The organism is Streptomyces swartbergensis, assembly GCF_002148965.1.
GTDB lineage: Bacteria > Actinomycetota > Actinomycetes > Streptomycetales > Streptomycetaceae > Streptomyces > Streptomyces swartbergensis.
On sequence record NZ_NGFN01000267.1, the window covers coordinates 1 to 11,943 of the forward strand.

At 69.8% G+C, this 11,943-nt stretch carries 14 protein-coding genes; 9 read left to right on the forward strand and 5 right to left on the reverse strand.

Annotated elements, in window-relative coordinates; translation table 11 throughout:
• Window positions 1-957: amidohydrolase family protein (locus CA983_RS31745; protein WP_086604251.1), on the forward strand; the 957-nt coding region annotated here is incomplete at its 5' end.
• Here CA983_RS31745 and CA983_RS31750 read toward each other — a convergent pair.
• The 4 genes from CA983_RS31750 to CA983_RS31765 are packed head-to-tail and all read right to left on the reverse strand — an operon-like array spanning window position 954 to window position 4,625.
• On the reverse strand, window positions 954-2,003 hold the full coding sequence (locus tag CA983_RS31750) for a COX15/CtaA family protein (RefSeq protein WP_425276488.1): 1,050 nt from the start codon (window positions 2,001-2,003) through the stop codon (window positions 954-956). The two genes, CA983_RS31745 and CA983_RS31750, sit on opposite strands and share 4 nt — an antisense overlap.
• Window positions 2,004-2,048: 45 nt before the next feature.
• A complete protein-coding gene (locus tag CA983_RS31755) occupies window positions 2,049-2,804 on the reverse strand; it encodes an ABC transporter permease (protein WP_086604262.1) in 756 nt (251 codons plus the stop codon).
• Window positions 2,805-2,821: 17 nt separating this feature from the next.
• On the reverse strand, window positions 2,822-3,745 hold the full coding sequence (locus CA983_RS31760) for an ABC transporter ATP-binding protein (RefSeq protein ID WP_086604253.1): 924 nt from the start codon (window positions 3,743-3,745) through the stop codon (window positions 2,822-2,824).
• A gap of 31 nt (window positions 3,746-3,776) precedes the next feature.
• Window positions 3,777-4,625 carry an AAC(3) family N-acetyltransferase gene (locus tag CA983_RS31765; RefSeq protein WP_086604254.1) on the reverse strand — a complete coding sequence of 283 codons (849 nt, stop codon included), beginning with the start codon at window positions 4,623-4,625 and terminating at the stop codon, window positions 3,777-3,779.
• 161 nt (window positions 4,626-4,786) lie between these two features.
• Between CA983_RS31765 and CA983_RS31770 the strand changes: the two genes are divergently transcribed.
• From CA983_RS31770 to CA983_RS31805, 8 genes are read left to right on the forward strand one after another with little or no spacing between them, the layout of a single operon-like run.
• Window positions 4,787-5,530, forward strand: coding sequence for a helix-turn-helix transcriptional regulator (locus tag CA983_RS31770; protein WP_086604255.1), 744 nt, complete (start codon window positions 4,787-4,789; stop codon window positions 5,528-5,530).
• On the forward strand, window positions 5,527-6,948 hold the full coding sequence (gene sufB / locus CA983_RS31775) for a Fe-S cluster assembly protein SufB (RefSeq protein ID WP_086604256.1): 1,422 nt from the start codon (window positions 5,527-5,529) through the stop codon (window positions 6,946-6,948). The genes CA983_RS31770 and sufB overlap by 4 nt, the downstream gene beginning before the upstream one ends.
• A gap of 54 nt (window positions 6,949-7,002) precedes the next feature.
• The gene (gene sufD, locus CA983_RS31780; protein WP_086604257.1) at window positions 7,003-8,184 is read left to right on the forward strand and encodes a Fe-S cluster assembly protein SufD; all 1,182 of its coding nucleotides are present in this window, start codon (window positions 7,003-7,005) and stop codon (window positions 8,182-8,184) included.
• Window positions 8,184-8,504, forward strand: a complete 321-nt coding sequence (locus CA983_RS31785) for a non-heme iron oxygenase ferredoxin subunit (protein ID WP_086604258.1) — start codon at window positions 8,184-8,186, stop codon at window positions 8,502-8,504. Before sufD ends, CA983_RS31785 begins: the two co-directional genes overlap by 1 nt.
• A gap of 7 nt (window positions 8,505-8,511) precedes the next feature.
• Window positions 8,512-9,276 (forward strand): Fe-S cluster assembly ATPase SufC, encoded by a 765-nt coding sequence (sufC, locus tag CA983_RS31790; protein WP_086604259.1) that lies wholly within the window; start codon window positions 8,512-8,514, stop codon window positions 9,274-9,276.
• Window positions 9,273-10,529, forward strand: a complete 1,257-nt coding sequence (locus CA983_RS31795) for a cysteine desulfurase (RefSeq protein WP_086604260.1) — start codon at window positions 9,273-9,275, stop codon at window positions 10,527-10,529. Before sufC ends, CA983_RS31795 begins: the two co-directional genes overlap by 4 nt.
• A 15-nt stretch (window positions 10,530-10,544) precedes the next feature.
• Window positions 10,545-11,015, forward strand: coding sequence for a Fe-S cluster assembly sulfur transfer protein SufU (gene sufU, locus CA983_RS31800; protein WP_086604261.1), 471 nt, complete (start codon window positions 10,545-10,547; stop codon window positions 11,013-11,015).
• The gene (locus CA983_RS31805; RefSeq protein WP_010039749.1) at window positions 11,012-11,344 is read left to right on the forward strand and encodes a metal-sulfur cluster assembly factor; all 333 of its coding nucleotides are present in this window, start codon (window positions 11,012-11,014) and stop codon (window positions 11,342-11,344) included. Before sufU ends, CA983_RS31805 begins: the two co-directional genes overlap by 4 nt.
• 58 nt (window positions 11,345-11,402) lie before the next feature.
• Here CA983_RS31805 and CA983_RS31810 read toward each other — a convergent pair.
• Window positions 11,403-11,943, reverse strand: a 541-nt coding sequence (locus CA983_RS31810) for an AbfB domain-containing protein (RefSeq protein WP_208637084.1), incomplete at its 5' end; no start/stop codon positions are given.

Genomic DNA, 11,943 nt, shown 5'->3' on the forward strand with positions numbered 1-11,943 from the left:
GTAAGACGCTGGTGCCCACCCCTGCTCGGCCTCGAACCGCACTGCACGCCCGCCCGCTACCTGGCCCGCCGCCGGGAACTGGGCGTCCTGGAGTCCGCCCGCCGGCTCCTGCGCGGCAGCGGCATCACGACGTACCTGGTCGACACGGGCCTGCCCGGTGATCTGACCGAACCCGGCGAACTGGCCTCCGCCGGAGCCGCCGAGGCCCGCGAGATCGTACGCCTGGAACTGCTCGCCGAGCAGGTCGCCGACACCTCCGGGACCGTCGAGTCCTTCCTCGCCAACCTCGCCGAGTCCGTGCACGCCGCCGCCGCGAACGCCGTCGCCTTCACGTCGGTCGCGGGCATACGGCACGGCCTCGCGCTCGCGCCCGAGCCGCCCGGGCCGGGGGAGGTACGGGGGGCCGTCGGCCGCTGGCTCGCGGCGCGCGGTGTCGGCGGGGAGCTGAGCGACCCCGTGCTGCTGCGGCACCTGCTGTGGAGCGCCGTCGCCTCGGGGCTGCCGCTCCAGCTGCACGCGGGGCTCGGCGCACCGGGCCTGCGCATCGACCGTACGGATCCGGTGCTGCTGACGGACTTCGTGCGGGCCACGGCCGGTCTCGGCACAGACCTCGTCCTGCTGCACGGCTACCCGTACCACCGGCACGCCGCCCACCTGGCCGGTGTCTTCCCGCACGTCTACGTCGACTGCGGCGCCGCCCTGGTCCGCACCGGCGCCCGCGCCGCGACCATCCTCGCGGAGATCCTGGAGCTGGCCCCCTTCGGCAAGATCCTCTTCTCCACCGGCGCCCAGGGGCTGCCCGAGCTGCACGTGGTGGGCGCCCGCCTGTTCCGCGAGGCGCTCGGCCGGGTGCTCGGCACCTGGGTCGCCGAGGGCGCGTGGTGCCTGGCCGACGCGCAGCGGGTGGCGGGGATGCTGGCGTCGGGGAACGCGCGCCGGGTGTACGGCCTCGACTAGGCCTTCGTCAGGGTCGCCTCGGGCGCCGGACCGGGCACGTCGGCCACGACATCCGGCCGTTCGCGCAACGACAGCACCACCCGCAGCACCCAGATCCACATCACGGCCGAGCCGAACATGTGCAGGCCGACCAGGACCTCGGGCAGGTCCGTGAAGTACTGGACGTAGCCGATGACGCCCTGCGCGAGCAGGATGAGGAACAGCTCGCGCGTGCGGTGCAGCGGGCCGCGCGGCGCGTCGACCGCCTTGAGGACGAACCACAGGGCAAACGTCAGCGTCACCACGATCCACGCCAGCACGGCGTGCAGCTTGCTCACCGTCTCCCAGTCGACCGGCATCCGCTCGACCTCGCTGGAGTCGCCGGCGTGCGGGCCCGCGCCGGTGACCACCGTGCCGACCAGGATGAGCAGCACGGCGGCGGCGACCAGGAACCACACCAGCTGCTGGACGGCCTTGCCGACCAGCGGGTGCGGCGGCGCGTCGCCCTCACGGGTGCGCTGCCACATCACCGTGGCCACCGCGATGAGCGCGGACGTCGCCACGAAGTGGGCGGCGACCGTGTACGGGTTGAGACCGACCAGCACGACGATGCCGCCGAGCACCGCGTTGCTCATCACGATCCAGAACTGCGCCCAGCCCAGCCGGGTCAGGCCGCGCCGGTACGGCTTCTGGGAGCGCGCGGCGATGATCGCCCAGCCGACGGCGGCGCACAGCACGTAGGTCAGCATGCGGTTGCCGAACTCGATGGCACCGTGGAAGCCCATCTCGCTGGTGGCGGTGAGCGAGTCGGCGGTGCACTTGGGCCAGGTCGGGCAGCCCAGGCCCGAGCCGGTCAGCCGTACGGCTCCGCCGGTGACCACGATGAGCACCGACATCACGATCGCGGAGAGGGCCGCGCGCTGGACCGTCCGGGGTTCCGGGGTCCACCGCTCGGCGATGAAGGCGAGGGGGTTGCGCAGGGCCGCCCTGGCGTCGGCGGGGGTCACTTTTGGCACGCGACCCATCGTAGGACGCCGCTTGTGCACGCTTTCACGAGGGTCCGTCATAGCCTTCTCCAGCCGTCGTGGGCCTTCTCCCCGCCGTCGTGGGCCTTACTCCCAGCGGAAGAACCGTCCGGCCGCCGCCAACCCCACGACCGCCCAGACGCCCAGGATCCCCAGGTCGGCCCAGGGCATCCCGGCCCCCTGCTGGAGCACGTCCCGCAGTCCGCCGGACAGGGCCGAGATGGGCAGCAGGTCGAGCAGGTCCTGCGCGGCGGAGGGGAACTTGTCGAGCGGCACGATGACCCCGCCGCCGACGAGCAGCAGCAGGAACACCAGGTTGGCGGCGGCGAGCGTCGCCTCGGCCTTCAGCGTCCCGGCCATCAGCAGGCCGAGGCCCGAGAAGGCCGCCGTACCGAGGACCAGGAGCAGCAGCACGGCGAACGGGTTGCCCTGCGGTGACCAGCCGAGCGCGAAGGCGATCACCGTCAGCAGGACCACCTGGAGCACCTCGGTGACCAGCACGGACAGTGTCTTCGCCGTCATCAGGCCCCAGCGCGGCAGAGGCGAGGAGGCGAGCCGCTTCAGGACGCCGTAGCGGCGCTCGAAGCCGGTCGCGATCGCCTGGCCGGTGAACGCCGTCGACATCACCGCGAGCGCGAGGATGCCGGGGGTGAGGAAGTCGACGGCCTCGCCGGCGCCCGTGTCGACGATGTCCACGGTGCTGAAGAGCACCAGGAGCAGGGTCGGGATGACGACCGTCAGCAGCAGCTGCTCGCCGTTGCGCAGCAGCATCTTCGTCTCGAGCGCGGCCTGGGCCGCGATCATGCGGGGGAGGGGCGCCGCGCCGGGCTTCGGCGTGTACATCCCGGTGCCGGTGGCGGTCACGAACGCAGCTCCTTGCCGGTGAGCTCCAAGAACACGTCTTCGAGGGTGTGCCGCTCGACGGAGATCTTCTCCGGCATGACGCCGTGCTGGGCGCACCAGGAGGTGACCGTCGCGAGCAGCTGCGGGTCGATCTTGCCTACGACGCGGTAGGAACCCGGCGTCAGCTCGGCGGCCGAGCAGTCGGCGGGCAGGGCCTTCAGCAGCGAGCCGACGTCCAGCCCGGGGCGGCCGGAGAAACGGAGCGTGTTCTCGGCGCCACCGCGGCACAGCTCCTCGGGGGAGCCCTGGGCGATGACCCGGCCCGCGTCGATGATCGCCACGTCGTCGGCGAGCTGCTCCGCCTCGTCCATGTAGTGGGTGGTGAGGATCACGGAGACGCCGTCGGTGCGCAGGTCCCGGATCAGGTCCCAGGTGGCGCGGCGGGCCTGTGGGTCGAGCCCGGCGGTCGGCTCGTCCAGGAACACCAGCTCCGGGCGCCCGACCACGGCCATCGCGAGGGCGAGCCGCTGCTGCTGTCCGCCCGACAGCCGCCGGTACGTCGTACGGCCGCAGGAGCCGAGCCCGAGGCGTTCGATGAGCGCGTCCACGTCCAGGGGGTGGGCGTGCAGTTTGGCCACGTGGCGGAGCATCTCGTCCGCGCGGGAGCCCGAGTAGACGCCGCCGGACTGGAGCATCACGCCGATGCGGGGCCGCAGGTCCCGGGACTGTCCGACCGGGTCGAGGCCCAGGACGCGCACCGTGCCGGAGTCCGGCTTCCGGTACCCCTCGCAGGTCTCGACCGTGGTCGTCTTGCCCGCCCCGTTGGGGCCGAGCACGGCGGTCACGCCCTCCCGGGCCACCAGGTCCAGCCCGTCCACCGCGGTCTTCGCGCCGTACCGCTTCACCAGGGCCTGGACCTGGACCACGGGGTCACTTCGCATGAGTCCAGAGTCTAGGTTCGTGCGCCCCGGCTCAGACCTGGGGGTCCCCCCGCTCGAGCGGAGCCGAGAGTGGGGGAGGGTCGAGGAACTCCTCCTCACGGGGGCGGTGGACCGCCAGCCACCGCTCGGCATAGGCGACCGCGTCCGCCACCGGGAACAGCCGCGCCTCGGCCGCCCCGACCTTCCCGCGTACGACGGGACGGTCCCGCTCGAAGTCGTAGCCCAGCTCGTCGAACCGGTCCGAGCTGATCGACACCTCCGTCACGGTCTCCCAGCCGTCCGGGCCCGGCCGGCCCACGGCGACGCGTGGGGACGGTATCCGGTACTCGGCGAGGTGGAAGCTGGTGCAGGAGGCGTAGCCGGCGCCGAGCAGCAGGACCCGGGCGCCCATGGCCTCCAGCTTCGCGAGCGGGCTGCGTTCGCCGAGCCGGCAGTCGGGCGCGTGGCCCTCGACCACCTCCGCCGCGCGCGGGCCGATAGCCGCGAACGAGGTCTGGGGATGGGCGCTGCGCAGCGCGCCGGGCCAGGTGCGCACGGTCTCCGGGACGACGCCGACCCCGCGCGCGGGGGTGATCCGGGGGTCGTAGGCGGGCATCGTGGTGCGGATGGCCGCCCACCATTGCGGGGGCACGGGCGGGTTGCCCCACAGCGCCGGGTCGGAGAGGTCGCCGGTCTGTGTCGGAACCACCAGCGTGCCCTCCGGGCCGAGCGCGTCGAGCAGTCCCTGTACGACCGCGACTCCGCCGCCGTTGACCCAGCCGAGGGAGCTGAGCGAGGAGTGCGCGAGGAGGGTCTCGCCGGGGCGCACACCCAGCTCGGACAGCTGTGTGCGCAGCGTGTCCCGGGTGACAAGAGGGCCGGTCGGAGGGGGTGTGGCCATGGTTCGGGAGTGTCCCCGAAGCGGCTTCGGCATGCCACCGGTTTGATCGATCAGAGATCGTTTCCGCAGGTCGGATTAGGTTTACCTAAGTGACGCAGCGCACCTTGGGGGTGGCCGGGCGCCGCTTGCCGGGCCCCGATGAATTACGCAACAATGGCGTTGTGAAAAACGTCGGCGAGGCTCGGGAGACCCCCACGGGGTCCCCTCAGGAGGAGCTCGCGACCGGGGAGCGGTCCACCCGCAACCGAGTCGCGCGGTCCATCCTGGACCACGGCCCGTCGACCGTCGCCGAGCTCGCCGAGCGGCTGGGTCTCACCCAGGCGGCCGTGCGCCGGCACCTCGACGCCCTCGCGGGCGACGGTGTCGTGGAAGCGCGCGAGCGGCGGGTCTACGGCGCGCGCACCCGCGGCCGGCCGGCCAAGGTGTTCGCCCTGACCGACTGCGGCCGGGACGCCTTCGACCAGTCGTACGACAAGCTGGCGGCGGACGCGCTGCGCTGGATCGCCGACCGCGAGGGCGGGAACGAGGCGATCGCCGCGTTCGCCCGCGCCAGGATCGCCGCGCAGGCGGGCGCGTACCGCGAGGCAGTCGAGGCCGCCGCGCCCGAGCAGCGGACACAAGCGCTGGCCAAGGCGCTGAGCGCGGACGGGTACGCTGCTACGGCGCGCAGTGCGCCCCACCCCCAGAAGGGTGAGCAGCTCTGCCAGCACCACTGCCCGGTCGCCCACGTCGCCGAGCAGTTCCCGCAGTTGTGCGAGGCGGAGACGGAATTTTTCGCCGAGCTGCTCGGTACACACGTACAGCGGCTCGCCACCATCGCGCACGGCGACGGCGTCTGCACGACGTTCATCCCCAAGATTTCCCACAACGCATCTGCAAGCACGGCCGGGAGGAACCCCGCATGACTCTCCCCACGGAGACTGCCCACCCCGAGCTCGAGGGCCTGGGCAAGTACGAATACGGCTGGGCCGACTCCGACACGGCCGGCGCCTCTGCCAAGCGCGGCATCAACGAGGACGTCGTCCGGGACATCTCCGCGAAGAAGAACGAGCCGGAGTGGATGACCAAGCTCCGCCTCAAGGGCCTGCGCCTGTTCGAGAAGAAGCCCATGCCGAACTGGGGCTCGGACCTGTCGGGGATCGACTTCGACAACATCAAGTACTTCGTGCGCTCCACGGAGAAGCAGGCGGCCTCCTGGGAGGACCTGCCCGAGGACATCAAGAACACGTACGACAAGCTGGGCATCCCCGAGGCCGAGAAGAACCGCCTCGTGGCCGGTGTCGCCGCGCAGTACGAGTCGGAGGTCGTCTACCACCAGATCCGCGAGGACCTGGAGGAGCAGGGCGTCATCTTCCTCGACACCGACACGGCCCTGAAGGAGCACCCGGAGCTCTTCAAGGAGTACTTCGGGACCGTCATCCCCGTCGGTGACAACAAGTTCGCGTCGCTGAACTCCGCCGTGTGGTCGGGCGGCTCCTTCATCTACGTGCCGAAGGGCGTGCACGTGGAGATCCCGCTCCAGGCCTACTTCCGTATCAACACGGAGAACATGGGCCAGTTCGAGCGGACCCTGATCATCGTCGACGAGGGTGCCTACGTGCACTACGTCGAGGGCTGCACCGCCCCGATCTACAAGTCGGACTCGCTGCACTCCGCGGTCGTCGAGATCATCGTCAAGAAGAACGCCCGCTGCCGTTACACGACCATCCAGAACTGGTCGAACAACGTCTACAACCTGGTCACCAAGCGCGCCGTGGCCTACGAGGGCGCGACCATGGAGTGGGTCGACGGCAACATCGGCTCCAAGGTGACGATGAAGTACCCGGCCGTCTACCTGATGGGCGAGCACGCCAAGGGCGAGACGCTGTCCATCGCCTTCGCCGGCGAGGGCCAGCACCAGGACGCCGGCTCCAAGATGGTCCACATGGCGCCGAACACCTCGTCCAACATCGTCTCCAAGTCGGTGGCGCGCGGTGGCGGCCGTACGTCCTACCGCGGTCTGGTCGAGATCGGCGAGGGCGCCCACGGCTCCAAGTCGAACGTGCTGTGCGACGCGCTGCTCGTCGACACCATCTCCCGCTCCGACACGTACCCCTACGTGGACGTCCGTGAGGACGACGTGTCCATGGGCCACGAGGCGACCGTCTCGAAGGTCTCCGAGGACCAGCTCTTCTACCTGATGAGCCGTGGTCTGAGCGAGTTCGAGGCGATGGCGATGATCGTGCGCGGCTTCGTCGAGCCCATCGCCAAGGAGCTCCCCATGGAGTACGCGCTCGAGCTCAATCGGCTGATCGAGCTGCAGATGGAAGGCGCGGTCGGCTGACCCCGCCCCGTCCGGCACACACGTCTTACTCAGAAAGCGAGCACTACGACAGCCATGGCTGAGGCTCAGACAATCCCGGTGGGCTCCACCACCGCCGGCCAGATCGCGGTGGCCGCAGAGTCGACCGTCGCCACGCGCATGAGCGCGCCCCCGTCCTTCGACGTGGCGGACTTCCCGGTCCCGCACGGCCGGGAGGAGGAGTGGCGGTTCACCCCGCTGGAGCGCCTGCGCGGGCTGCACGACGGCACCGCCGTCGCCACCGGCGAGGGACTGAAGGTGGAGATCCAGGCCCCCGAGGGCGTCACCGTCGAGACCGTCGGCCGTGACGACGTCCGGCTCGGCAAGGCGGGCACCCCGGCGGACCGGATCGCCGCCCAGGCGTACTCGGCGTTCGAGAAGGCCGGCGTGGTCACCGTCCCCAAGGAGACGGTCCTCACCGAGCCGATCCGGATCGCCGTGCACGGCGAGGGCGGGACCGCCTACGCCCACCAGGTGATCGAGCTGGGCGCCTTCGCCGAGGCCGTCGTCGTCATCGACCACACCGGTGACGCGGTGCTCGCCGCCAACGTCGACTACCTCCTGGGTGACGGCGCCAAGCTGACCGTCGTCTCCGTCCAGGACTGGGACGACAAGGCCGTGCACGTGGCCCAGCACAACGCCCTCGTCGGCCGGGACGCCTCGTTCAAGTCGGTCGTGGTCACCTTCGGCGGCGACCTCGTACGGCTGCACCCGCGTGTGTCCTACGCCGGCACCGGCGGCGAGGCCGAGCTGCTCGGGCTGTACTTCACCGACAAGGGCCAGCACCAGGAGCACCGCCTCCTGGTCGACCACAACACCCCGCACTGCAAGTCGAACGTCGTCTACAAGGGCGCGCTCCAGGGCGACGACGCGCACGCCGTGTGGATCGGCGACGTGCTGATCGAGGCCAAGGCCGAGGGCACCGACACCTACGAGATGAACCGCAACCTCGTCCTCACGGACGGCGCGCGGGTCGACTCGGTGCCGAACCTGGAGATCGAGACCGGCGAGATCGTCGGCGCCGGTCACGCCTCCGCCACCGGCCGCTTCGACGACGAGCAGCTCTTCTACCTGATGGCCCGCGGCATCCCGGCCGAAGAGGCCCGCCGACTGGTGGTCCGCGGCTTCTTCGCCGAACTCGTCCAGCAGATCGGTGTCGACGACATCGAGCAGCGCCTTCTCGTGAAGATCGACGAGGAGCTGGAGGCGTCGGTCTGATGACGGCCTTCGTACGCGTCTGCGGGCTGAGTGAGCTGGAGGAGGACACCCCGAAGAGGGTGGAACTCGACGGCACGCCGGTCTCGGTCGTGCAGACCGAGGGCGAGGTGTTCGCGATCCACGACATCTGCTCGCACGCGAACGTCTCCCTGTCGGAGGGCGAGGTCGACGACTGCCACATCGAGTGCTGGCTGCACGGCTCGCGCTTCGACCTCCGCTCCGGCAAGCCCGACGCCCTTCCCGCGACGCGCCCCGTCCCCGTATACCCCGTAAAGATCGAAGGGGACGACGTGCTCGTCTCCCTCACCCAGGAGTCCTGAGGCACCCATGGCTACGCTTGAAATCCGAGACCTGCACGTCACCGTCGAGGTCGAGAACGGCACGAAGGAAATCCTCAAGGGTGTCGACCTCACCGTGAAGCAGGGCGAGACGCACGCCATCATGGGCCCCAACGGCTCGGGCAAGTCGACCCTCGCCTACTCGCTCGCGGGACACCCGAAGTACACGATCACCGGCGGCACCGTCACGCTCGACGGCGAGGACGTCCTGGAGATGTCCGTCGACGAGCGCGCCCGCGCCGGTCTGTTCCTCGCGATGCAGTACCCGGTCGAGGTCCCGGGTGTCTCCGTGTCGAACTTCCTGCGCACCTCCGCCACCGCCATCCGCGGCGAGGCCCCCAAGCTGCGCACCTGGGTGAAGGAGGTCAAGGAGGCCATGGAGCGCCTCAACATGGACCCCGCCTTCGCCGAGCGCAACGTCAACGAGGGCTTCTCCGGCGGTGAGAAGAAGCGCCACGAGATCCTCCAGCTGGAGCTGCTCAAGCCGAAGATCGCGGTCCTCGACGAGACCGACTCCGGCCTGGACGTCGACGCCCTGCGGGTCGTGTCGGAGGGTGTGAACCGCGTCCGTGACACGGGCGAGGTCGGCACCCTGCTGATCACGCACTACACGCGCATCCTCCGCTACATCAAGCCCGACCACGTGCACGTCTTCTCCGGCGGCCGGATCGTCGAGTCCGGCGGTGCCGAGCTCGCCGACAAGCTGGAGAACGAGGGCTACGAGGCATACACGAAGGGTGGCGTATCCGCGTGACATTGCTGCCGGGCCTCCTCGACACAGAGGCGATCCGTAAGGACTTCCCCATCCTGGACCGCCAGGTCCACGACGGTAAGAAGCTCGTGTACCTGGACAACGCGGCGACCAGCCAGAAACCGCGTCAGGTGCTGGACGCCCTCAACGAGTACTACGAGCGCTACAACGCCAACGTCCATCGTGGCGTGCACGTCCTCGCCGAGGAGGCCACGGCGCTGTACGAGGGCGCGCGCGACAAGGTCGCGGAGTTCATCAACGCGCCGTCGCGTGACGAGGTGATCTTCACCAAGAACGCCTCGGAGTCGCTCAACCTCGTGGCGAACATGCTGGGCTGGGCCGACGAGCCCTACCGCGTGGACTCCGACACCGAGATCGTCATCACGGAGATGGAGCACCACTCCAACATCGTGCCCTGGCAGCTGCTCGCGCAGCGCACGGGCGCGAAGCTGAAGTGGTTCGGCCTGACCGACGACGGCCGCCTGGACCTGTCGAACATCGACGAGGTCATCAACGAGAAGACGAAGATCGTCTCCTTCGTGCTGGTCTCCAACATCCTGGGCACCCAGAACCCGGTCGAGGCGATCGTGCGCCGCGCCCAGGAGGTCGGTGCGCTGGTCTGCATCGACGCCTCGCAGGCCGCGCCGCACATGCCGCTGGACGTGCAGGCCCTCCAGGCCGACTTCGTGGCCTTCACCGGCCACAAGATGTGCGGCCCGACGGGCATCGGCGTCCTCTGGGGCCGCCAGGAGCTCCTGGAGGACCTGCCGCCCTTCCTCGGCGGCGGCGAGATGATCGAGACAGTGTCGATGCACTCCTCGACCTACGCCCCGGCACCCCACAAGTTCGAGGCGGGCACGCCCCCGGTCGCCCAGGCGGTCGGTCTCGGCGCGGCGATCGACTACCTCAACTCGATCGGCATGGACAAGATCCTCGCCCACGAGCACGCGCTGACCGAGTACGCCGTGAAGCGGCTGCTGGAGGTCCCGGACCTGCGCATCATCGGCCCGACGACGGCCGAGGAGCGCGGCGCGGCGATCTCCTTCACGCTCGGCGACATCCACCCGCACGACGTGGGCCAGGTCCTCGACGAACAGGGCATCGCGGTCCGGGTCGGCCACCACTGCGCGCGGCCGGTCTGCCTGCGGTACGGAATTCCTGCGACCACGCGAGCGTCGTTCTATCTGTACTCCACGCCGGCCGAGATCGACGCGCTGGTCGACGGCCTGGAGCACGTACGGAACTTCTTCGGCTGAAGGGCGTGCTAGACGGTGAAACTGGACTCCATGTACCAGGAAGTCATCCTGGACCACTACAAGAACCCGCACGGGCGGGGCTTGCGGGATGGCGACGCCGAGGTGCACCACGTCAACCCGACGTGCGGTGACGAGATCACACTGCGCGTGAAGTACGACGGAACGAAGATCGAGGACGTTTCGTACGAGGGCCAGGGCTGCTCGATCAGCCAGGCCTCGGCCTCCGTACTGAACGAACTCCTCGTCGGCAAGGACTTCTCCGAGGCGCGGAAGATCCAGGAGACCTTCCTGGTGCTGATGCAGTCCAAGGGGAAGCTCGAACCCGACGACGCGATGGAGGAGATCCTGGAGGACGCGGTCGCGTTCGCCGGGGTGTCCAAGTACCCGGCCCGGGTCAAGTGCGCCCTGCTGAGCTGGATGGCCTGGAAGGACGCGACGGCCCAGGTGCTGGGCGGCGCCGACGCCGAGAAGGAGACGACGGCATGAGCGAGACCGTGGAGATGAAGCCGGCCTCGGAGGAAGAACTCCGTGAGGCCCTGATGGACGTCGTCGACCCCGAGCTGGGCATCGACGTCGTCAACCTCGGCCTGATCTACGGCATTCACGTCGACGAGTCGAACATCGCGACCGTCGACATGACCCTGACCTCCGCGGCCTGCCCGCTGACGGACGTCATCGAGGACCAGGCCAAGTCCGCCACGGACGGCCTCGTCAACGAGCTGCGCATCAACTGGGTCTGGATGCCGCCGTGGGGCCCCGACAAGATCACGGACGACGGGCGTGAGCAGCTTCGGGCGCTCGGATTCAACGTCTGAGATCCACTGACTGACGAAAAGGGCGGCACCCTCCCGGGGTGCCGCCCTTTTCGCATGGTCAGTCCAGCCCCGCCACCAGCCGGAACGCCGAGTCCGCGCGGTACAGGCCGTCGTACTGGTACGGCTCCAGGCGGAGCTGGAAGTTGCGGTGACGCAGGAAGCGGCCCGGATAGTTCACGGACTCCAGCATGACCGCGCCCGAGAAGGCCGAGGGGCGCGGGCAGAAGGTGGCGTCCTTGCGGAACAGGGCCGAGCCGTCGTCGGCGTCCTTGACCAGGACGAAGCTGCGGTGGCGGAGGTAGCGGCCGTCCGCCGTGGTGAAGGAGTAGCAGGAGGAGTCGGCGAGGCCGGAGACGCGCTCGAATGTGGCGTCCTCGCGCTGCTCGGGGCCGGAGCCGATCCGGTCCAGGCGGACGTAGCCGTCGCGGACACGCCAGTAGCGGTCGGGGTAGTTGACCGAGCGTATGGATGTCCCGTGCGAGGCCGGAGGCTTCGGGGGCTTCGACGTGGCGTCGGACGCCGAGGGCTTGGGGGCCTTCTTGTGCGGTTCCGGACTCGGGTCGGCGCTGGTGGGTGCGCTCGTGCGGGGCGTGGGGGTG